At 63.7% G+C, this 21,824-nt stretch carries 16 protein-coding genes; 13 read left to right on the top strand and 3 right to left on the bottom strand.

The window, feature by feature from the left end; translation table 11 throughout:
- Positions 1-109 precede the first annotated feature (109 nt).
- The 3 genes from ASC94_RS20580 (at position 110) to ASC94_RS20570 (ending at position 3,549) form a co-directional block, all read left to right on the top strand.
- On the top strand, positions 110-1,966 hold the full coding sequence (locus tag ASC94_RS20580) for a phosphoenolpyruvate carboxykinase (GTP) (RefSeq protein ID WP_056399822.1): 1,857 nt from the start codon (positions 110-112) through the stop codon (positions 1,964-1,966).
- A gap of 85 nt (positions 1,967-2,051) precedes the next feature.
- Positions 2,052-2,672, top strand: coding sequence for a TetR/AcrR family transcriptional regulator (locus tag ASC94_RS20575; RefSeq protein ID WP_056399817.1), 621 nt, complete (start codon positions 2,052-2,054; stop codon positions 2,670-2,672).
- Positions 2,673-2,871: 199 nt separating this feature from the next.
- Entirely contained in the window at positions 2,872-3,549 is a 678-nt protein-coding gene (locus ASC94_RS20570; RefSeq protein ID WP_157201536.1) for a 2-hydroxychromene-2-carboxylate isomerase, read from the top strand.
- 18 nt (positions 3,550-3,567) lie between these two features.
- Here the strand turns inward: ASC94_RS20570 and ASC94_RS20565 are convergent, their stop codons facing one another.
- Entirely contained in the window at positions 3,568-5,001 is a 1,434-nt protein-coding gene (locus ASC94_RS20565) for an aldehyde dehydrogenase family protein (protein ID WP_056399815.1), read from the bottom strand.
- A 229-nt stretch (positions 5,002-5,230) separates the two neighbouring features.
- Between ASC94_RS20565 and ASC94_RS20560 the strand changes: the two genes are divergently transcribed.
- Entirely contained in the window at positions 5,231-7,027 is a 1,797-nt protein-coding gene (locus ASC94_RS20560; protein WP_229417355.1) for a DUF885 family protein, read from the top strand.
- A 78-nt stretch (positions 7,028-7,105) separates the two neighbouring features.
- On the opposite strand, the gene ASC94_RS20555 is transcribed toward ASC94_RS20560, so the two are convergent.
- Together ASC94_RS20555 and uvrA are read right to left on the bottom strand one after the other, a co-directional pair.
- Positions 7,106-8,041, bottom strand: a complete 936-nt coding sequence (locus ASC94_RS20555; RefSeq protein ID WP_200955802.1) for an AraC family transcriptional regulator — start codon at positions 8,039-8,041, stop codon at positions 7,106-7,108.
- A gap of 6 nt (positions 8,042-8,047) precedes the next feature.
- Positions 8,048-10,909 carry an excinuclease ABC subunit UvrA gene (uvrA, locus tag ASC94_RS20550; RefSeq protein WP_056399813.1) on the bottom strand — a complete coding sequence of 954 codons (2,862 nt, stop codon included), beginning with the start codon at positions 10,907-10,909 and terminating at the stop codon, positions 8,048-8,050.
- A 257-nt stretch (positions 10,910-11,166) separates the two neighbouring features.
- Between uvrA and ssb the strand changes: the two genes are divergently transcribed.
- From ssb to ASC94_RS20505, 9 genes are all read left to right on the top strand, one after another.
- The gene (gene ssb, locus ASC94_RS20545; RefSeq protein WP_056399811.1) at positions 11,167-11,667 is read left to right on the top strand and encodes a single-stranded DNA-binding protein; all 501 of its coding nucleotides are present in this window, start codon (positions 11,167-11,169) and stop codon (positions 11,665-11,667) included.
- A 248-nt stretch (positions 11,668-11,915) separates the two neighbouring features.
- A complete protein-coding gene (locus ASC94_RS20540) occupies positions 11,916-12,437 on the top strand; it encodes a hypothetical protein (RefSeq protein WP_056399809.1) in 522 nt (173 codons plus the stop codon).
- A gap of 66 nt (positions 12,438-12,503) precedes the next feature.
- Positions 12,504-13,604, top strand: a complete 1,101-nt coding sequence (locus ASC94_RS20535; RefSeq protein ID WP_200955801.1) for a class II D-tagatose-bisphosphate aldolase non-catalytic subunit — start codon at positions 12,504-12,506, stop codon at positions 13,602-13,604.
- Positions 13,601-14,425 carry a hypothetical protein gene (locus tag ASC94_RS20530; protein ID WP_056399804.1) on the top strand — a complete coding sequence of 275 codons (825 nt, stop codon included), beginning with the start codon at positions 13,601-13,603 and terminating at the stop codon, positions 14,423-14,425. The genes ASC94_RS20535 and ASC94_RS20530 overlap by 4 nt, the downstream gene beginning before the upstream one ends.
- A gap of 8 nt (positions 14,426-14,433) precedes the next feature.
- Complete coding sequence (locus ASC94_RS20525; protein ID WP_056399801.1) at positions 14,434-14,781, top strand: cupin domain-containing protein; 348 nt, start codon at positions 14,434-14,436, stop codon at positions 14,779-14,781.
- A 2-nt stretch (positions 14,782-14,783) separates the two neighbouring features.
- Positions 14,784-16,352 carry a phosphotransferase gene (locus ASC94_RS20520; protein WP_200955799.1) on the top strand — a complete coding sequence of 523 codons (1,569 nt, stop codon included), beginning with the start codon at positions 14,784-14,786 and terminating at the stop codon, positions 16,350-16,352.
- Between the two features lie 33 nt (positions 16,353-16,385).
- Positions 16,386-17,513 (top strand): glycosyltransferase family 2 protein, encoded by a 1,128-nt coding sequence (locus ASC94_RS20515; RefSeq protein ID WP_056399796.1) that lies wholly within the window; start codon positions 16,386-16,388, stop codon positions 17,511-17,513.
- A gap of 25 nt (positions 17,514-17,538) precedes the next feature.
- Positions 17,539-18,678: a class I SAM-dependent methyltransferase gene (locus ASC94_RS20510; RefSeq protein ID WP_056399793.1), complete on the top strand. Its 1,140-nt coding sequence runs from the start codon at positions 17,539-17,541 to the stop codon at positions 18,676-18,678.
- 511 nt (positions 18,679-19,189) lie between these two features.
- A partial coding sequence (locus tag ASC94_RS20505; protein WP_373888130.1) for a beta strand repeat-containing protein occupies positions 19,190-21,824 on the top strand: 2,635 nt, incomplete at its 3' end.

The following is a 21,824-nucleotide window of genomic DNA, read 5'->3' as shown; positions in this document are numbered from 1 at the left end:
CCGTACCGCCGAAGCATTAAAGAATGCCTTTCCGAGCGCAAGCCACAAGCTGACGACGATCTGCCGTGCCGGGACAAGACAAGAATTCTTTATTGGCATTGGAGGTACTATGAATCAGCCCGTTATGACTGGCGTTGCAGCACTGAACGTCCCAGCTTACATCAAACACCAGAAACTCATCGACTGGGTGGCGGAAGTTGCCGCGCTGACCCGTCCGGCCCGCATCTACTGGTGCGACGGTTCGCAGGAAGAGTATGACCGCCTGTGCGGCGAAATGGTGGCCGCCGGCACGATGAAAAAGCTGAACCAGGAATTGCGTCCCAATTCCTACCTGGCCTGCTCCGACCCGACCGACGTGGCACGCGTGGAAGACCGCACCTTCATCTGCTCGAAAACCAAGGAAGAGGCCGGCCCGACCAACAACTGGATGGCCCCGGCTGAAATGCGCACCACCCTGAACGGCCTGTTCGACGGCTGCATGGCCGGCCGCACGCTGTACGTGGTGCCGTTCTCGATGGGTCCGCTGGGCTCGCCGATCGCCCACATCGGCGTGGAACTGTCCGATTCGCCCTACGTGGCGGTGAACATGCGCATCATGACGCGCATGGGCAAGGCCGTGTACGACGTGCTGGGCAGCGACGGCGACTTCGTGCCGGCCATCCACACCGTGGGCGCGCCACTGGCCGAAGGCCAGCAGGACGTGGCCTGGCCATGCAACGCCACCAAGTACATCGTGCATTTCCCGGAAACCCGCGAAATCTGGTCCTACGGTTCCGGCTACGGCGGCAACGCGCTGCTGGGCAAGAAATGCTTCGCGCTGCGCATCGCCTCCAACATGGGCTTCCAGGAAGCGCAGTCCGGCCAGGGCGCCGGCTGGCTGGCCGAGCACATGCTGATCCTGGGCGTGGAATCGCCGGAAGGCAAGAAGCACTACGTCGCAGCCGCCTTCCCCTCGGCCTGCGGCAAGACCAACTTCGCCATGCTGATTCCGCCGGCCAGCTTCAACGGCTGGAAAGTGACCACCATCGGCGACGATATCGCCTGGATCAAGCCGGGCGCGGACGGCCGCCTGTACGCCATCAACCCGGAAGCGGGCTACTTCGGCGTGGCGCCGGGCACCAACACCAAGACCAACTCGAACTGCATGGCTTGCCTGGGCGAGAACACCATCTTCACCAACGTCGCGCTGACCGACGAGGGCGATGTCTGGTGGGAAGGCCTGACCAAGGAAGCGCCAGCGCACCTGATCGACTGGCAGGGCAAGGACTGGACCCCGGCGTCCGGCACCAAGGCCGCCCACCCGAACGCGCGCTTCACCGTGGCCGCCACCCAGAACCCGGTCATCGACCAGGCCTGGGACGACCCGGCCGGCGTGCCGATCTCGGCCTTCATCTTCGGCGGCCGCCGCTCCACCACCGTGCCGCTGGTCACTGAAGCGCGCAACTGGGTGGAAGGCGTCTACATGGCAGCGACCATGGGCTCCGAAACCACCGCCGCCGCCGCCGGCCAGATGGGCGTGGTGCGCCGCGACCCGTTTGCCATGCTGCCCTTCATCGGCTACAACATGAGCGACTACTTCCAGCACTGGCTCAACCTGGGCCAAAAAGTCGGCGCCCAGGCACCGAAGATCTACTGCGTGAACTGGTTCCGCACCGACGCGGAAGGCAAGTTCGTGTGGCCCGGCTTCGGCGACAATATGCGCGTGCTGAAGTGGATGCTGGAACGCATCGACGGCCAGGCCGGCGGCGTGGAAAACGTGTTCGGCGTGACCCCGGAATTCAAGGACCTGAACTGGGACGGCCTGAACTTCACGCAAGAGCAGTTCCAGCAGATCACCTCGATCGACAAGGCTGCCTGGACCGAAGAACTGACACTGCACGCCGAGCTGTTCGAGAAGCTGGCCTACCACCTGCCGCAGGAACTGGTGGCCACCAAGGCTGAGATCGAGAAGCGCCTGGCCAACTGAGCAGGCAGCATCCGGTAAAAATGGCGCGTCGCGGACGCGCCATTTTTTTATGGACATTTCGCACAGGTGTGCTAAAGTTCTGTTCATGGATACCCTGACCGCCAAAAGCGAAGCCACCTACGCCGCCATCATTGAGACCGCGCTGGACATGGCGCTGGCCGACGGCATCGGCAAGCTGTCGCTGGGCGAGATCGCCAAGCGGCTGGAGCTCAGCAAGAGCGGCGTGTTTTCGCGGGTCGGCTCGCTGGAAGCGCTGCAGAGCGCGGTGCTGGACGAGTACGACCGCCGTTTCGCGGCCGAGGTATTCATGCCGTCGCTGAAGCTGCCGCCGGGCCTGCCGCGCCTGATGGCGCAAGTGAACCAGTGGCTGCAGCGCTCCTGTACGCTGGGGCCGCGCACCGGCTGCCTGTACACGGCCGGCGCCTTCGAATATGACGACCTGGGCGACAGTCCGCTGCGCGAGCGCCTGCAGCAGGGCATCGGACGCTGGCGCGCGTCGCTGCGCAGGACGGTCCTGCAGGCGCTGGAACTGGGCCAGCTGCGGCCCGATACCGACCCCGAGCAACTGGTGTTCGAGATTTACTGCCTGATCGTGGGCCTGCTGCATGATGCGCGCTTCATGCGCGACCCGAGTTCGGTCAAGCGCATGCAGATCGCCTTTAACCGGCTGATTTCCACGTACAAGAGCTTTACGTATCCGGCTTAGGAAGGGAAGTGGCGCCGCCGCGTGCGGCATTTTTTTGACGCTAATTTCGCACACCTGTGCGAAAAGGAGTTTATCATGACCAAAGTACTGTTCCTGCTGGCGCTGGCCTGCACGCTGTTGCTGAGTCCGCGCCTGGCGCAGACCCTGCGCTCCCTGCCCGACAGCAACGACGAATTCGGCCTCTGCTGAAAGGCCCGGCATGGAACCGATCGATTTCTACTTCGACTTCGCCTCGCCCTACGGCTACTTCGCCGCCACCTGCATCGATGAGCTGGCGGCGCGCCACCGGCGCACGGTGCGCTGGCATCCCATCATGATGGCGGCGGTGTTTGAAACCACCGGCGGCATGCCGCTGCCCATGGTGCCCGTCAAGGGCAACTATGTGCTGCACGATATCGACCGCACCGCGCGCCAGCACGGCATCGTCTACCGCCAGCCGGCCACCTTCCCGCAACTGCTGCTGGGCGCCCCGCGCGCCATGCTGTGGCTGCGGCAGGAATACGGCGAGGAACTGGCGGTGCGGTTTGCCAAGCGCTGCCTGCACGCCTATTTCGCCGACCGCGTGGACCTGGCGGACGACGAGGTGCTGGGCGGGATCGCCGCCGGCCTGGGCGTGCCGGCGGCGGCATTGCTGGCCGCCATCCGCACCCGCGAAGTGAAGGAACTGCTCAAGCAGGAAACCTCGGCGGCGCTGGCGCGCGGCGTGTTCGGGTCGCCCTTCGTCATCGCGGACAAGGAGCCGTTCTGGGGCTTCGACCGCTTCGGCCAGCTGGAGGCGTGGCTGGCCGGCGGCGGCGTGTCCTGGAGCTACTGGGCGCGCAAGCCGAAGATCGTGTCCAGCCTGGGCCACCGCACCGCGCCGCGCGTGCAGGCCTGACGCGCCGGCCGCTTGGCTTCAGGCGTACTGCGCCGATCCGCCCAGGATGGCCTTGGGCTCCAGGTAGGATTCCAGCCCGTACGGCCCGAACTCGCGGCCGATGCCGGACTGCTTGAAGCCGCCGAACGGCGCGATCAGGTCGTCGTGCACGCCGTTGATGTGCACCCGGCCTGCAACCAGCTGCGACGCCACGCGGTTGGCGCGCGCCAGGTCGGTGGAGCTGACGTAGGCTTGCAGGCCGTAGGGCGTGTCGTTGGCCATGGCGATGGCTTCCTCCTCGGTTTCGTAGCTGAGGATGGACAGCACCGGCCCGAAGATCTCTTCGCGCGCGATGGTCATGCCGGGCGTCACGCCGGCGAACACCGTGGGCTGGACGAACCAGCCTTGCTCCAGGCCCGCAGGCCGGCCCGGGCCGCCCGTCAGCAGCTCGGCGCCTTCCTCGATGCCGGTGCGGATGTAGTGCTGCACGCGCTCGAACTGCCTGCGCGTGACCATCGGCCCCAGCGTCACGGCGGGGTCGCGCGGGTCGCCCACCAGCACCGCCTCGGCGGCGGCCTTGGCCAGCTGCTTCACCTGCGCCAGCCGGTGCGCGGGCACCAGCAGGCGCGAGCCGGCGATGCAGGCCTGGCCGTTGTTCATATAGCAGGCCTGGATCGCCGTCGGCACCGCCTTCTCGAAGTCGGCGTCGTCCAGCAGCAGGTTGGCGCTTTTGCCGCCCAGTTCCAGCGTCACGCGCTTCATGGTGTCCACGGCGGTGCGCGCGATGGCCTTGCCCACGGCGGTGGAGCCGGTGAAGGAAATCTTGTTGATGTCCGGGTGCGCGCTGATCTCGGCGCCCACCACGTCGCCGCGCCCGTTGACGATGTTGAACACGCCCGGCGGCAGCCCAGCCTCGTGCAGGCATTCGGTCAGGATCTGCGTCTGCAGCGCGCTCAGTTCACTGGGCTTGATCACCAGCGTGCAGCCGGCGGCCAGCGCCGTGGCCAGCTTGTTGGCCACGAACCACGCGCTGGAATTCCACGGCGTGATCACGCCCACCACCCCCACCGGCTCCAGCACCACCCTGGACTTGCCCACGGTCTTGCTGAAAGCGTGTTCCTCCATCACCCGCTTCACGTCCAGGAACATCCTGGCCGTGTATTGCGAGCGCGCTACGCTGGTGGCGCAGGTGCCGCCGTATTCCTCCACCAGCGCGGCGGCCGCGTCGTCCGCGCGCGCCAGCACCGCGTCGTGCAGGCGCTGCAGATACAGGCCGCGCTGCGCGATGCTGCTGCGGGAGTAGGCGGGGAATGCCGCCTTGGCGGCGGCGATGGCGCGCCGCGTGTCCTCCACGTCGCCCAGGCGGACCTGGCCCGCCAGCTGGCCGGTGGACGGGTTGACGAGGTCCGCCAGCTCGGTGCCGTGCGGGGTGATGAACTGGCCGTTGATGTAGATCTGGTCGATGATGCGCATGCTGTTCGCTCCTGGGATGGTGAATGGTGAATGGTGTAGAGCCATTCTAGGAAACGCCGGCCGCGCGCGGCAGGGCTGTTCCTGCCCGATGTTTGCCTCATTCTGCCTATCCGTTTGTCCGTCCCTTGCGCAATCCATGCCTTTGTTTTAACGTTTCATCACAATCCGGCCCCGCCCTGCCGCGCGCGCGCATACAGTGCAGGCTCACCCTTTTTTATCCTAGTCCACCATGACCAAAATGACCCGCTTCGGCGCCGCCAGCGCGCTGCTGTTTTCCCTGATCCTCGGCCCGGTCCACGCCCAGGCGCCCGACCTGGAAGCGCGCCGTGCCGCGCTGAACAGCCTGATCAAGGAACAATGGGAGTACACCATGCGCAACAGCCCGGAATGGGCTTCGCTGCTGGGCGACAAGCGCTACAACGACAAGTGGTCCGATTTCTCGCAGGCCGCCATCGATGCCGACGCCATGGCCACGCTGGACTTCCTCAAGCGCTTCGAGGCCATCGACAGTTCCGGCTTCCCGCTGCAGGAGAAGCTGAATCATGAGCTGATGCTGCGCCAGTTGCGCGAGTCTGCCGAAGCGGCGCGCTTCAAGGACTGGGAAATGCCGCTGGCGCAGAATTCCGGCGTCCACATCGACCTGCCGCAAATCGTGTCGGCGCTGCCGTTCGACACCGTCAAGGATTACGAGGACTACGTCAAGCGCCTGCGCACCCTGCCCAAGCTGTTCGACGAGACCCGCGCGCAGATGGAAAACGGCGTGCGCGACGGCCTGGTGCCGCCCAAGTTCCTGATCCCGAAAATCGTCAAGCAGTGCGAGTCCGTGGCAGCCATGAAGGCCGGCGCTTCGCCGTTCGCCGAGCCGCTGAAGAAATTCCCGAAAGACTTCTCCGCCGCCGACAAGGCCCGCCTGAGCAAGGAGATCCTGGCCGCCATCCAGAAGGACGTGGCGCCCTCGTACAAGAAACTGGCCGTGTACGTGAAGACCCGTTACCAGCCGCACGGCCGCAGCGAAGTGGGCATGTGGTCACTGCCGGACGGCGCGGCGCGCTACAGCTTCAAGGCCAAGTCTTCCACCACCACCGAGATGGCGCCGGAGGAGATCCACCAGCTGGGCCTGAAGGAAGTGGCGCGCATCGAAGCGCAGATGCTGGGCGTGGCGCAAAAGCTGGGCTACCAGGATCTGAAGAGCTTTAACAAGGCGCTGGCCGCCAATCCCAAGCTGCACCCGAAATCGCGCCAGGAGATCGTGGACCTGTACCAGAAATACACGGACCAGATGTACGCCCAGCTGCCGCAGCAGTTCGGCGTGCTGCCCAAGGGCACGGTTGAAATCCGCCAGGTGGAGCAATTCCGCGAGAAGGGCGAGGCGGCCGCTTCCTATATGCAGGGGTCGCCGGACGGCAAGCGCGCCGGCCGCGTGATGGTCAACACCGGCGACTTTGCCAAGCGCTCCATCATTGGCATTGAAACCACGGCGCTGCACGAAGGCGTGCCGGGCCACCACATGCAGATCGCCATTGCGCAGGAAATCGAAGCGCTGCCGAGCTTCCGCCAGCAGGGTCATTACACGGCCTACGTGGAAGGCTGGGCGCTGTATTCGGAACGCCTGGGCGAAGAGCTGGGCTTCTTCAAGGACCCGTACAGCTACTACGGCCACCTGCAGGATGAAATGCTGCGCGCCATCCGCCTGGTGGTGGACACCGGCCTGCACTACAAGAAGTGGAGCCGCCAGCAGGTGGTGGACTTCTTCCACGACCATTCCGGCATCGAGGAAGTGGACGTGCAGAGCGAGACCGACCGCTATATCGTGTGGCCGGGCCAGGCGCTGGGCTACAAGATCGGCCAGCTGAAGATCCTGTCGCTGCGCGACTACGCGAAGAAGGAGCTGGGCAGCCAGTTCGACATCCGCAAATTCCACGACCAGGTGCTGGGCGCGGGCGCCCTGCCGATGGACGTGCTGGAATCGCACATCAAGCAATGGGTGGAAACCGAGAAGAAGGGCGCCACCCGCGTTGCCGGGTAGGGGGCGGATAGGGCGGTAGGGCGGGTTAGCGCGCCAGCGCGTAACCCGCCGCTGCGTGATCCGCCCCGCGACCCGCCATCACACCGCCGCCCGCAGCCGCTTCACATCCTGCATTGGCGGCGCCCCAAACAGACGCCGGTACTCGCGGCTGAACTGCGACTGGCTCTCGTAGCCCACCTGGTAGGCCGCCGTGGCGGCGTCCGTACCGCCGTTCAGCAGCAGGGCGCGCGCCTGCTGCAGGCGCAGCTGCTTCTGGTACTGCATCGGCCCCATCGTGGTTACTGCCTTGAAGCGGTGGTGCAGGGTGGAGACGCTCATATTGGTGGCCTGCGCCAGCTCCTCCACCCGCACCGGCTGGTTGTAGCGTTCCTTCAGCCACGCGATGGCCTTGCCGATGCCGCGGTCCTGCTGGTCCAGCACCACGTTCTGGTACAGCTGGCGGCCGTGCGGGCCGGTCAGCAGGCGGTAGATGATTTCCCGCTTGATCCCCACCGCCAGGAAGACCGCTTCCTGCGGCGGCGCATCCAGCAGCGCCACCAGCTTGCACAAGGCTTCCTGCAAAGACGCATCGGTGCTGCCGACAAACGCGCCGCGCACCGGCTGCGCGCCGTCGTTCAGGTCGATGCGCGCTTCCGCCACCACGGCGGCGATTTCCGCCGGCTCGAATTCAATGTTCAGCAGCAGGTAAGGCAGCGCCGGCGTGGCGTTGACCACCTGGCCCGACGCCGGCAGGTCCACCGACACCGCCAGATACTGGCCCGGCCCGTAGTCCAGCACCTCGCTGGCCAGGTGCACCCGCTTGTTCCCTTGCAGGATCACGCAGCACGAGGGTTTGAGCACGCCGCGCGTGACCGGCGTGGGCTGCGATGCGCGCAGCAGCGACAGGAAGGGCACGGCTGTCTCCAGCCTGCCGTCGTGCGGCAGCAGGCGCCCCACGGCGGCTGCCATGCGGCCCAGCCGGTCCGGCTGGGCCGGCGGCTCGGCGGCGCTGCCGGGCGCTTGGTCCGCATGCATGGCGTCTTACTTTTTCTTCGCCGGCTTGAGCAGCGGGATCAAATACTTGCCCGTCACGCTGGCCGGATTGGCCGCCACGTCTTCCGGCGAACCGGCGGCGATGATCTGGCCGCCGCCCGCGCCGCCTTCCGGCCCCAGGTCCACGATCCAGTCCGCAGTCTTGATCACGTCCAGGTTGTGCTCGATGATGGCCAGCGTATTGCCCTGGTCGCGCAGGCGGTGGATCACCTTCAGCAGCAGGTCGATGTCGTGGAAGTGCAGGCCGGTGGTCGGCTCGTCCAGGATGTACAAGGTGCGGCCCGTGTCGCGCTTGGACAGCTCCAGCGACAGCTTCACGCGCTGCGCCTCGCCGCCGGACAGGGTGGTGGCGCTCTGTCCCAGCTTGATGTAGCCCAGGCCCACGTCCAGCAAGGTGTGCAGCTTGCGCGCGATCACCGGCACCGGCTTGAAGAACTCGTACGCGTCCTCCACCGTCATGTCCAGCACTTCGGTGATGCTTTTGCCCTTGTAGTGCACTTCCAGCGTTTCGCGGTTGTAGCGCTTGCCGTGGCAGACGTCGCACGGCACGTACACGTCCGGCAGGAAGTGCATCTCCACCTTGATCACGCCGTCGCCCTGGCAGGCTTCGCAGCGGCCGCCCTTCACGTTGAAGGAGAAACGGCCGGCGCTGTAGCCGCGCTCTTTCGCGGTCGGTACGGTGGCGAACAGGTCGCGGATCGGCGTGAACAGGCCGGTGTAGGTGGCCGGATTCGAGCGCGGGGTGCGGCCGATCGGCGCCTGGTCCACCGCGATCACCTTGTCGAAGTGTTCCAGGCCGCTGATGGTGTCGTGCGGCGACGGTTCGGTCTGCGAACCGTACAGGTGGCGCGACAGGGCGGGGTAGAGCGTGTCGTTGATCAGCGAGGACTTGCCGGAGCCGGACACGCCGGTGATGCAGGTCATCAGGCCGACCGGCAGCTGCAGGGTGACGTTCTTCAGGTTGTTGCCGGTGGCGCCGGTGATCACCAGCTGGCGCTCCTCGTCGAAGGGGTGGCGCTGCTTCGGCACTTCGATGCGCTTCGCGCCGCTCAGGTACTGCGAGGTCAGCGAGTCCTTGTTCTTCAGGATGTCCTTCAGCGAGCCGGAGGCGATCACGTCGCCGCCGTGCACGCCGGCGCCCTTGCCCATGTCGACAATATAGTCGGCGGTGCGGATCGCGTCCTCGTCGTGCTCCACCACCAGCACGCTGTTGCCGATGTCGCGCAGGTGCTTCAGGGTGTCGATCAGGCGGTCGTTGTCGCGCTGGTGCAGGCCGATGGACGGCTCGTCCAGCACGTACATCACGCCGGTCAGGCCGGAGCCGATCTGCGAAGCCAGGCGGATGCGCTGCGCCTCGCCGCCGGATAGGGTGTCGGCGCTGCGGTCCAGCGACAGGTAGTCCAGGCCCACGTTGTTGAGGAACTTCAGGCGCGAGATGATCTCCTTGACCACGCGGTCGGCGATCTCGCGCTTGGCGCCGGTCAGCTTCAGGGTCTCGAAGTATTCCAGCGAGTCGCGCAGCGGCTTGCGCGACAGCTCGAAGATCGCGCGCTGCTGCTTGCCGGTGCCCACCTTCACGTAGCGCGCTTCCGTGCGCAGGCGCGCGCCGGCGCAGGACGGGCACTCTTTTTCGTTGATGAACTTGGCCAGTTCCTCTTTCACCGCCATCGAATCGGTTTCGCGGTAGCGGCGCGACAGGTTGTTCACCACGCCTTCGAAGGTGTGCTCCTTGACCACGGTGCGGCCGCGCTCATTGATATAGGCGAAGGGGATGGCCTGCTTGCCCGAGCCGTGCAGCACGGCTTCCTGCGCGGCTTTCGGCAGCTGCTCGAACGGCGTGTCCAGGTCGAACCCGTAGTAGGCAGCCAGCGCGGTCAGCATCTGGAAGTAGAACTGGTTGCGGCGGTCCCAGCCCTTCACGGCGCCGGAGGCCAGCGACAGGTTGGGGAAGGCCACGATGCGCTTCGGATCGAAGAACTCGATATGGCCCAGGCCATCGCACTCCGGACAGGCGCCCATCGGATTGTTGAACGAGAACAGGCGCGGTTCCAGTTCCTGCAGCGAGTAGCCGCATTCGTTGCAGGCAAACTTGTTGGAATAGACATGCTCCTGGGCGGTGTCCATTTCATAGGCCACGGCGCGTCCGTCGGCCAGGCGCAGCGCGGTCTCGAAGCTCTCCGCCAGGCGCTGCTTGATCTCCGGGTTTACCTTCACGCGGTCGATCACCACGTCGATGGTGTGCTTTTCCGTCTTCTTCAGCTTGGGCAGGTCGTCCACTTCGTAGATTTTTGCGTCATGCGTACCGCTTTGCACGCGGAACCTGACGAAGCCCTGGGCCTGCATCTGCTCGAACAGGTCCACGTGCTCGCCCTTGCGGTTGGCCACCACCGGCGCCAGAATCATCAGTTTGGTGCCCTCGGGCATGGCCAGCACCGCGTCCACCATTTGCGACACGGTCTGCGCGGCCAGCGCGTGGGTGGGGTGGTTGATGCAGTACGGCGTGCCGACGCGCGCGAACAGCAGTCGCAGGTAATCGTGAATCTCGGTCACCGTGCCCACCGTGGAGCGCGGGTTGTGCGAGGTGGCTTTCTGCTCGATGGAGATGGCGGGGGACAGGCCTTCGATCAGGTCGACGTCCGGCTTCTCCATCAGTTGCAGGAACTGGCGCGCGTAGGCCGACAGCGATTCCACATAGCGGCGCTGGCCCTCGGCGTACAGCGTGTCGAACGCCAGCGAGGACTTGCCGGAACCGGACAGGCCGGTAATCACGATCAGCTTGTTGCGCGGCAGATCGAGGTTGATGTTCTTGAGGTTGTGCGTACGTGCGCCGCGGATGCGGATCTGTTCCATTGTCTGAGCCTTGGGTAAAGGAGGGCAAAGCGGGGTGAACCCGTTACTATAGCGGGGTTTGGTCCGCGCCGCCTTGCGCTGTTTGAGACAGATCAACACGGCTGGACAGTAATACTGTATATAATACCAGTATCTGCGCTTTTAGGCTCAGCTTGCCGCCTAAAAAAACGACGTCTTGGCGCGGTGCTGTTGGCATATAATCGCTGTTTCGATCTAACCGCCCGCTACGTGCGGCCGCAGTTCAACAGGAGTTATACATGGCATCAGTCAACAAAGTCATCATCGTGGGCAATCTGGGCCGCGATCCGGAAATTCGCTACATGCCCAGCGGTGATGCGATCGCCAACATTGCCGTTGCGACCTCGTACAAGTCGAAGGACCGCAACACCGGCGAGCAGAAAGAGCAAACCGAGTGGCACCGTATTTCCTTCTTCGGCCGCCTGGCTGAAATCGTTGGCCAGTACCTGAAAAAAGGTTCCTCGGTCTACGTGGAAGGCCGCCTGCAGACCCGCAAGTACACCGACAAGGACGGCGTCGAGAAGTACGCCACCGACATCATCGCCGAGCAGATGCAAATGCTGGGCGGCCGCCAGGGCATGGGCGGCGACGCCGGCATGGACGACGGCGGCGGCTACGACGCCCCGGCCCCGCGCCAGGCGCCGGCCCCGCGTCCAGCCCCTGCGCCGGCCCCGGCGCCGCGTCCGGCCCCGCGCCCGGCGCCGAACTTCTCGGATATGGATGACGACATTCCGTTCTGAGTTCCCGGTCAGTTGTTGTATGAAAGCCCCGCAGATCCCCGATTTGCGGGGCTTTTTTCTTGCGTAGACGCAAAGTTTCCGAAAAGTGATTATTTGATAGATTCTAAAACTAAAAAATCCATCACACTACGGTAAAAGTTGCCTTGTGCAAAATTTGCTGATGCGCAAGTTATCGGATATCCTGCCATTTTTCAGCAGCCACCAGGGTCGCCGTTGCTTTGTTAATTGCGCACTCAACAGTTTAAAACATGGAAAAGCCTCTGGTATTCATTCTGGACGTGGACGGTGTCATGACCACCGGTCAGTTCCTCTATACGGCCGAGGGCAAGGCGATGAAAGTCTTCGGCCCCGACGACAACGACGCACTCGGGCTGTTGCAGCCCCACATTGAAATCCGCTTCATCACCGGCGATAAAAAGGGCTTCCCCATCAGCCAGAAGCGCATCGTGGAAGACATGGGTTTTGCGCTCGACCTGGTCAGCACCCACAAGCGCATCGACTGGATCGCCGAGCGCTATGACACGTCGCGTGTCATTTATATGGGCGACGGCATTTTCGACCATTACGTGATGAAGCAGGTAGCGTATTCCATTGCCCCCGCCAATGCGGATGCGCTGGCTGCGCAGAGCGCGGACTTCGTGACCGCACGCGCCGGTGGCGATCGCGCAGTGGCCGAGGCCTGCCTGCACTTGATGGAGCGTTATTTTGTCCCATTCAATCCGCAACACCGTCCGGATGCGCAAAACAAACAGTTAGGAGATTGGGCTTAAATGATACATCAGCGCCTGGACACGTTTCTAAAGAGTAAGCGCTGCACGTTGCTGGGTGTCGGCCCCATGAGCGTCAACTGTGTGGACGCGGCGATCGAACTGGCCAATGAGCATGAAATCCCGATGATGCTGATCGCCAGCCGGCGCCAGATCGACTCCGAGGAATTCGGTGGTGGTTATGTGAACAACTGGACCACCGCGCAATTTGCCGATTATGTCATCGACCATGACAAAAAAGGCAAGGTCCTGCTGGCGCGCGACCATGGTGGTCCTTGGCAGAACACCCGCGAAAAAGAACAGGGCCTGAGCTTGCGGCGCGCCATGGATTCAGCCAAGGCCTCCTACTTGGCCGACCTGGAGGCTGGCTTCCAGGTGCTGCACATCGACCCCAGCGTCGACATCCACGGCCAGCCTCCGGTCGACGAGGTGTTGAACCGCGTATTTGAACTGTATGAATATTGCTGGAGCCAGGCACAGCGCCTGGGGCAGGAAGTCATCTTCGAGATCGGCACAGAAGAGCAAAGCGGCAGCACCAACTCGCAGGAAGAACTCAACTATACGTTGAACGCGATGCAGCAGTTCTGCACCAAAAACCGCCTGCCGCAGCCGTCCTTCGTGGTGATCCAGGCCGGTACGCGCGTGATGGAGAAGCGAAACGTGGGTTCTTTCGACAGCCCGATCCGCGTTGCGGAAGAAATCCCGGCGGAAATCCAGCTGCCGAAGATGATCGAGATTTGCAATCGCTACGGCATCTTCATGAAGGAGCACAACACCGACTACGTGTCCGATGAAGCGTTGCAATGGCACCCGCGCCTCGGCATCCACGCCGCCAATGTGGCCCCCGAATTCGGCGTGGCGGAAACCGTGGCGCTGCTGGATGTGATGGAGCAGAACGGCTGCGGCAACCTCGCCGACGATTTCATGCGCTTGTCCTACGGCTCGCGCAAGTGGGACAAATGGATGATCAGGGGTACCGAAGCAAGCGACCGCGACCGCGCAGTGATTGCCGGCCACTACGTGTTCGCTACGCCGGAATGCCATGAGATCAAGGCCACGGCGGCCAGCATACTGCGCCGCAAAGGGATAGAACTGGAGGAACATTTGAAGCATCAAGTCAAGCGCAGCATCTTGCGCTATCTGACCAATTTCCGCCTGGTGACCGCATGAAGCGCGTCGCCACCATCGTCCTCAACCGCAACCTGCCCGAGATCACCAACGCCCTGGTGGACCAACTGCGGCGCTACGACGGCGAACTGACCGATGTTTTCGTGGTTGAGGCCGGTTCCGACCGCGACCAGCTCGCGCGCGACGTGAGTTGGCACGCCGACTGGCCGGAGGCGCGCCAGCAAGGCTTGCGCTATTGCCGCGGCATGAACTTCGGCCTGAGCCAACTGTGGCGCGAAGGCAAATTCGCCCAGTACGACGCTTTTTTCCTGCTCACCAACGACACCGAATTCCCGCAACAGCCGGTAGTGGCGCCGCTGATGACGGTGCTGGACGAGCATCCGCGCGTGGGCATTTTGTCGCCGTGCTCGGAGCGCTGGGGCGAGAAGCTGCTGCTGAACGAGGAAGCCACCAAGTATTTCTGGTTCATCCATAACAACGCCTTCCTGCTGCGGCGCGAGTTCGTTGAAGCCATCATGGACAGCGAGCAGGCCGACGCCATGAGCTTCCTGTTCGATGGGGACAATTTCCGCGGTTACGGCGCCGAGAGCGAATTGATCGCCAAGGCCTACGCCAATGACTGGGCAGCGGCCATTACCACCAAGGTGCTGGCGTCGGAGAATGAAACCCACTTGCTGACCAAGGCCGACCTGATCAAGACCGAGGCCTATGAGGACAACCTGCGCCTCTACGTGGCAGAGGGCCTCCGCTGGATGCGCAAAAAATACGGTTTCAACAGCCGCTGGTCGATGCAGCAGTACGTCAAAGGGTTTTATGACCACTTTTTCGACTTCCACCCGGAATATCAATCCTACAAAATTTAAGGCCAGCCATGCGCGTGATCGACAAGCCCTGGGGTAAAGAAGAAGTCATCGAAATCAACGAACGCTACATGATGAAGAAACTCACCATGTGGCAGGGCCACCGCTGCAGCATGCAGTACCACAACATCAAGCGCGAAACCATCTACGTCCTGAGCGGCGACCTGCGCATCTACGCCGGCCCCACCCAGGAAACCGTCGAGGCGCGCATCTACACGGCCGGCGACAGCATCACCATTGAACCGGGCGTGGTGCACCGCATGGAAGCGGTAACCGACAGTGTCTACCTGGAAGCGAGCACGCCCGAGATGGAAGACGTGGTGCGCCTGTCGGACGACTACCAGCGAGCCCAGGCGTGACGGTGCGGGTTTGCATACCCACCGCGGGCACCGGCTCGCGGCTGGGGGAACTGACCGCCTTTCTGAACAAGTCGCTGGTCAGCATTGCAAACCGGCCCACCTTGTCGCACCAGATCGAGCAGTGCCCGGCGGACGCCGAGTTCGTCATCGCGCTGGGCCATAAAGGCGCGCTGGTGCGCCAGTTCCTGGAACTGGCTTATCCCGAGCGCACCTTCATCTTCGTGGAAGTGGACCGCTACGAGGGCCCGGGCTCCGGCCTGGGCTACAGCCTGCTGCAATGCAAGCCCCACCTGCAGCAGCCCTTCATATTCCTGTCTTGCGACACGCTGGTGCGCGAGCCGCTGCCCGCGCTGGATGGCAACTGGGTGGCCTACGCCGAGCGCGACGACCTGGCCGCCTACCGTACGCTGCAGGTGGCCGGCGGCCGCGCCGGCGCGCTGTGCGAAAAAGGCGAGGGCCGCCCCGGCACGCACTTCCCCTATATCGGCCTGGCCGGCATCGTCGATTACGCGCAGTTCTGGGATGCGATGGAAGCCGGTGGTGCCGCCGCCGTCGACGGCGGCGAAGCCTTCGGCCTGCGCCCGCTGCTGGCCGGCCACGTTGCCGCCCACGCCTTCACCTGGTTCGACACTGGCAACCCGCCCGCGCTGGACGCGGCGCGCGCGGCCTACGCCGAAGCGGGCGCGCCCAACATCCTGCCCAAGGCCAACGAGGCGATCTGGTTTGTCGGCGAGCAGGTGGTCAAGTTTTCGGACGACCTGTCCTTCATCGCCAACCGCGCCAGGCGCGCCGCCGAGATCCAGGACTATGTGCCGCGTTTGACCGGCGTGCGTCCCAACATGTACAGCTACCGCAATGTGCAGGGCGAGGTGATGTCGGAGGCGGTGGACCTGCCGCTGTTCGCGCGCCTGCTCGAACATTGCAGCGGCTTCTGGCGCGAAGCAGCGCTCGACGACGCCGCGCGCGACGCCTTCCAGGCCCAGTGCCGCACCTTTTACCACCGCAAGACGTTGGAGCGGGTAGCGCTGTATTACCGCACCTTCGGCACCGAGGACGGTTGCGAAAGCATCAATGGCGTGGCCATGCCCACCCTGGCCGCCCTGCTGCAGCAGGTCGATTGGGATGAACTGGCGCAAGGCTTGCCGGGCCGCTTCCACGGCGATTTCCACTTCGAGAACATCCTGTGGAACGGCAGCGAACAGGCCTTCACCTTCCTTGACTGGCGCCAGGACTTCGGCGGTTCGCTGACCGTGGGCGATATCTATTACGACCTGGCCAAGCTGCTGCACGGCCTGATTGTCAGCCACGAGCTGATCGCCGATGGCCATTACCATAGCGAACGGTCCGGCGGCGCCATCCGCTACGACTTCCACCGCAAGCAGATGCTGGTGGCCTGCGAGCGCCATTTCGACCTGTGGCTGGCGCAGCAGGGCTACAGCGTGCGCAAGGTGCGCACACTGACCGCACTGATCTACTTGAACATCGCCGCCCTGCACCACGACCCCTACAGCCACCTGCTGTATGCGCTGGGCAAGGACATGCTGCATGGCGTGCTGGCCCAGCCAGCTTGAATATTGAACAACCAACGTTTTCCTGGATAGACTATGGCTTTGCTAGAAGTAGATTTCGATGTCCGCCGTCCCACCCTGCTGTTCGACCAGGTGATCCCGGACCGTCTGCTGCACTCCGAGCGCGTGACCCTGCTGGCCAATAACGAACACGGCGAGTTCATTTATATGGTGCTTGGCCAGGACTGGGTGAAGTTAAAGGCGGGCGACCGCATTGTGCCGCGCGTGCGCCCGGAGAAATTCGTGGAGCTGGTGATGCGCGATCCGGGCAGGACCCGCGTCGGCTTCGTCGAGGACGGCCAGTTCGTCTGTGGCGAACCCGTCATTTTTTCCTCGGAGTTGCTGAACCGGCTGTACGACCCCCTCAAGCTGTACACCAGCTACGTCAAGATGGAGCAGAAGTTCGCCCGCCTGGCCGTCATGACGCAAACCTTCAACGAAGGCGAGATGCTGCTGTACTGGGAGCGTTACTACGGCAAGCTGGTCGGCTACGAAAACCTGTACGTGCTCAACAATGGCAGTACCGACGGCAGTTGCGAGCGCCTGCATCCGAAAACCAACGTCATCAACATGCCCACCGGACCGGTAGACCACGAGCATTTCGCGCAGTCGCAGAGCCACTTCCAGCGTTTTCTCTTGATGCGCTACGACTGGGTCGTCAAGGTCGATACTGACGAGTTCCTCGTGTGCGAAGGCGACATGGCTGAGACACTGGCCGCGCTGCCGGGCGCCACTTACCGTCCAGACGTGGCAGTGGAAGTACTGCACGATTGGAAAGCCGAACCCCAGTTTGACTTCGATCAGGGCGTGTTCGCTCAACGCCAGCATTTCATCCGCGGCACCGACCTGTTGCTGCGCCCCATCATCAGCCGCGTGCCCACCACCTGGACCGCCGGCAACCACATGGCCGCCGAGTTCAGCGAACCGCTGCCGGGCTTTTACGTGGTACATCTGAAATACTTCGATATTAATTTCTTGTACAGCAAGAACGACAAATGGTCGCGCATGGACCAGACCGAGAACGAAACCTCGGTCTGCAAGCAGATCGGCACGCTGCAAAGCCTGGGCCAGGACAAGATGGTGGAGTACTCCGGTCAGGAGATCGCCGTCCGGCTGGCCGAACCCCGGCTACCCATCCCGGCCTGGCTGCCCGCCAAACTGTAATTCCGCAAATCGACGAGGAAACCTTATGGACATGATAGTGCGCGACCGCTGTGCGGTCACGGGCGCAGCCGACCTTGAGCCCCTGTACAACCATCCCCGCTTCCCCATTTTCATGGGCTGCGTCGATCATCCGGAGAGCGAAGACCTGCACGCCGACATGAACTGGTGGATCAGCCGCAGCTCCGGCTTGATTCAGCTGCGCGAACTGCTGCCGCTGGAGATTCTGTATCCCGCCGCGCACAACGCCGGTGCGGTAGGCGGTCTGTGGGCCCGCCACCACAGCACTTTCGCCGAGTTCGTGCACCAGTACGCCCCGTCCGCAGTGCTGGAGGTTGGCGGCGCGAGCGGGCTGCTGGCGCGCGCCTACCAGCAGCTCGGCACCATACCGTGGACCATCGTCGAGCCCAATCCCGCGCCGGTCGAGGGCTGCAATGCCACGTTTGTGCGTGGCTTCTTCGACGACCACTTCCGTTTCGACGGCCGGGCCGATACCGTGGTCCATTCCCACCTGTGGGAGCACTTGTACGAGCCGGCCAAGTTCATGCGTCACCTGGCTGGCTATATGCAACCGGGCCAGCACCTGCTGTTCTCCGTGCCGAACCTGCGAGCGTGGCTGGCGCGCCGCTACACCAACTGCATCAATTTCGAGCATACCGTCTTCCTCACCGAGGACTACGTGGAATACATGTTGGCCGCCCATGGCTTTGAACTGGTCAAGAAACAGCATTTCATGGAAGAGCACAGCATCTTCTACGCCGCAGTCCGTTCTACCGCTGCGCTGGCCGCCCCGTCGCTGCCCGCCACCCTGTACGAGCTAAACAAGCGCAGTTATCTGGACTACGTCGCCTACCACGACGGGCTGATTGCCGAGCTCAATGCCAAGCTGCGCGCCAGCTCGCGCCCGGTCTACCTGTTCGGGGCCCACATTTTCGCGCAGTCGCTGATCGCCTATGGCCTGGACCAAAGCCGCATCGTCAGCCTGCTCGACAATGACGCCAGCAAGCAAGGCAAGCGTCTGTACGGCACTCGGCTGACGGTGCAGTCGCCGGCGGTGCTGCGAAATGAACAATCCCCATGCGTGATCCTCAAGGCCGGCGTCTACAACGCGGAAATCAAGGAAGCCATCTTGCGCGACATCCATCCCGCGGTCGAATTCTGGGAATAAGCACGAAGTGTTGTGTTTACTTTACGGCAACCGTCCCCTGCGCCCCGGAAAGCCCTAATTTCCTGTGAGATCAAGTAGTTAACTGCGGTTTTTTGGCGACGGCGCTGCGCAAAAATCATGCACTCGGGCAAGTGTTGAGCTATACTGATGACTCTGGGAAAGTAATTTCCACACGAAAAGAGGCCCGGCCCGCAGCCGCATCGCACCCGGCCTCGCTGATTTCGGTGGGCAACTTTTTTATTTAATCCGGGAACTTTTTCTGTCGCCTTGCAGTAGGCAGGCAGAGGAAAAGGCAGGGCTGGAAGCCCGCCAAACTGTTGCCCCCAGTCTAAAGTTCGTAGATTGCCAGTCGTTAATAAGTTGAAGGCTCTTGCCGTGCCGCTCTGATTCGCAAGCTTTATGGTGCGGAAGATTTGAACAGCCGGAGCAATGCTAGACCACGCCGCATGCCAAAAGTGCTGTCCGGCTGCACTGAATATTCCGCTACATAGTAGTTCCAAGGAGAATGGAAATGACCATCGTCACTAGTCTTACCACCAGCCAGGTCATCGCGCTGACCACTACGCAGGTTGCGTCGCTTGCAACGGCTGAGATCGCTGAGCTGAGCACGACTCAGATTTCGGTGCTGTTAACGTCGCAAATCGGTGCGTTGCAGACGGTACAGATCGCGACGCTGGGCAGCAGCCAGATCCAATCGCTGGGCACGAGCCAGATCATCGCTTTGGAAACGAGCGACGTGGCCGCACTGAAAACTTCGCAGATCGCCGCGCTGGAAACGTCCGACGTGGCCGCGCTGACCACCGGCCAGATTCAAGCTTTCGGCACCGGCGCCGTCTCTGCGCTGGGCACCACCCAGATCACCGCCTTGGGCACGAGCCAGTTCGCCGCCCTCAAAACGGCCCAGGTCGCCGCACTGAGCACCCTGCAGATGGGCGCGCTCGGCACCAGCCAGATCATCGCTATTGAAACCGCCGACCTGGCCGCCATGAAGACGGCCCAGATCGCCGCGCTGGGCACCAGCCAGGTCGTCGCGCTGACCACCGGCCAGGTGGTCGCCATGGGCACCGCGCAAGTCGCATCCCTGGGCACCAGCCAGATCCAGGCCCTGGGCACCAGCCAGATCGCCGTATTCGAAACCGCCGACGTTGCCGCCCTGCGTACCACGCAGGTGGCTGCGCTGGAAACCTCCGACGTGCTGGCGCTCACCACCAGCCAGGTGCAAGCCATGGGCACCGGCGCTGTCGCCGCCCTGGGTACCAGCCAGATCATCGCCCTGGCTACCAGCCAGATTGCTGCGCTGAAATCGGGCCAGGTTGCCGCCCTCGGCACCAGCCAGATCGTCGCGCTGGGCACCAGCCAGATCATCGCCATCGAAACCACCGACGTCGCCTCGCTGAAGACCGCGCAAGTGGCCGCGCTGGAAACGTCCGACCTGACCGCGTTGACCACCAGCCAGGTGCAGGCGCTGAGCACCGGCGGCGTGGCCGCACTGGGCACCACCCAGGTGGTCTCCCTGGGCACCAGCCAGATCGCCGCCCTGAAGTCGGGCCAGGTTGCCGCACTGGGCACCAGCCAGATCAGCGCGCTGGGCACCAGCCAGGTCATCGCCATCGAAACCTCCGACGTGCTGGCCCTGCGCACCGCGCAGCTGGGTGCCATGGGCACCAGCCAGGTCGCTGCACTGAGCACCGGCCAGCTCGTGGCACTGGGCACCGCGCAAGTGGCCTCGCTGGGCACCAGCGCGATCCAGGCACTGAGCACCAGCCAGATCATCGTGCTGGAAACGGCTGACATCGCTGCGCTGAAGACCGTGCAAGTGGCCGCGCTGGAAACGTCCGACCTGTCGGCGCTGACCACCAGCCAGTTGCAAGCTGTGACCACCGGCGGCGTCGCCGCGCTGGGCACCAGCCAGATCATCGCCCTGGGCACCAGCCAGATTGCCGCCCTGAAGTCGGGCCAGGTCGCCGCACTGGGCACCAGCCAGATCCAGGCGCTGGGCACCAGCCAGATCATCGCCATTGAAACCACCGACGTTGCCTCGCTGAAGACTGCGCAAGTGGCCGCGCTGGAAACGTCCGACCTGACCGCGCTGACCACCAGCCAGGTGCAGGCGCTGAGCACCGGCGGCGTGGCCGCACTGGGCACTAGCCAAGTGGTGTCGCTGGGCACCAGCCAGATCGCCGCCCTGAAGTCGGGCCAGGTTGCCGCACTGGGCACCAGCCAGATCGCTGCACTGGGCACCAGCCAAGTCATCGCCATCGAAACCTCCGACGTACTGGCACTGCGCACCGCGCAACTGGGCGCCATGGGCACCAGCCAGGTCGCCGCACTGACCACCGGCCAAGTGGTAGCACTGGGCACCGCCCAGGTGGCTTCCCTGGGCACCAGCCAGATCCAGGCACTGGGCACCAGCCAGATCATCTCGATTGAAACTGCCGACGTGGCCGCGCTGAAGACCGTGCAAGTGGCCGCACTGGAAACCTCCGATCTGACCGCGCTGACCACCAGCCAGCTGCAGGCGCTGAGCACCGGCGGCGTGGCCGCACTGGGCACCAGCCAGGTCATCGCGCTGGGCACCAGCCAGGTTGCCGCGCTGAAGTCGGGCCAGGTCGCCGCACTGGGCTCGACCCAGATCGCTGCCCTGGGCACCAGCCAGATCATCGCCATTGAAACCACCGACCTGGCCGCCATGAAGACGGCACAGATCGGCGCGCTGACCACCAGCCAGGTTGCCGCGCTGGCCACCGGCCAGATCGTTGGCCTGACCTCGGGCCAGGTGGCCTCGCTGAGCACCAGCCAGATTCAGGCGCTGGGCACCAGCCAGATCATCGCGATTGAAACTGCCGATGTGGCCGCGCTGAAAACGGCACAAGTGGCCGCACTGGAAACCTCCGACGTGATCGCGCTGGGCACCAGCCAGGTGCAGGCAATCAGCACCGCCGGCATCGCCGCGCTGGGCACCAGCCAGTTGATCGCGCTGGGCACCAGCCAGGTTGCCGCGCTGAAGTCGGGCCAGGTGACCGCACTGAACAGCACTCAGATCGGCGCGCTGGGCACCAGCCAGATCATCGCCATCGAAACCACCGATCTGGCCGCCATGAAAACCGCGCAGATCGCCGCGCTGGGCACCAGCCAGGTAGCCGCGC

The sequence above is a fragment of the Massilia sp. Root418 genome, assembly GCF_001425265.1.
In the GTDB taxonomy this organism is placed as follows: Bacteria; Pseudomonadota; Gammaproteobacteria; order Burkholderiales; family Burkholderiaceae_D; genus Rugamonas.
This window is presented reverse-complemented; position numbering and strand designations above follow the sequence as displayed.

Coding starts and splice junctions, on each gene's coding strand:
- ASC94_RS20525 (WP_056399801.1), top strand. CDS start 14,434: ATGCGCGTGATCGACAAGCCCTGGGGTAAAGAAGAAGTCATCGAAATC.
- ASC94_RS20535 (WP_200955801.1), top strand. CDS start 12,504: ATGAGCGTCAACTGTGTGGACGCGGCGATCGAACTGGCCAATGAGCAT.
- ASC94_RS20515 (WP_056399796.1), top strand. CDS start 16,386: ATGGCTTTGCTAGAAGTAGATTTCGATGTCCGCCGTCCCACCCTGCTG.
- ASC94_RS20530 (WP_056399804.1), top strand. CDS start 13,601: ATGAAGCGCGTCGCCACCATCGTCCTCAACCGCAACCTGCCCGAGATC.
- ASC94_RS20540 (WP_056399809.1), top strand. CDS start 11,916: ATGGAAAAGCCTCTGGTATTCATTCTGGACGTGGACGGTGTCATGACC.
- ASC94_RS20560 (WP_229417355.1), top strand. CDS start 5,231: ATGACCAAAATGACCCGCTTCGGCGCCGCCAGCGCGCTGCTGTTTTCC.
- ssb (WP_056399811.1), top strand. CDS start 11,167: ATGGCATCAGTCAACAAAGTCATCATCGTGGGCAATCTGGGCCGCGAT.
- ASC94_RS20565 (WP_056399815.1), bottom strand. CDS start 5,001: ATGCGCATCATCGACCAGATCTACATCAACGGCCAGTTCATCACCCCG.
- ASC94_RS20510 (WP_056399793.1), top strand. CDS start 17,539: ATGGACATGATAGTGCGCGACCGCTGTGCGGTCACGGGCGCAGCCGAC.
- ASC94_RS20580 (WP_056399822.1), top strand. CDS start 110: ATGAATCAGCCCGTTATGACTGGCGTTGCAGCACTGAACGTCCCAGCT.
- ASC94_RS20575 (WP_056399817.1), top strand. CDS start 2,052: ATGGATACCCTGACCGCCAAAAGCGAAGCCACCTACGCCGCCATCATT.
- ASC94_RS20555 (WP_200955802.1), bottom strand. CDS start 8,041: ATGCATGCGGACCAAGCGCCCGGCAGCGCCGCCGAGCCGCCGGCCCAG.
- ASC94_RS20570 (WP_157201536.1), top strand. CDS start 2,872: ATGGAACCGATCGATTTCTACTTCGACTTCGCCTCGCCCTACGGCTAC.
- uvrA (WP_056399813.1), bottom strand. CDS start 10,909: ATGGAACAGATCCGCATCCGCGGCGCACGTACGCACAACCTCAAGAAC.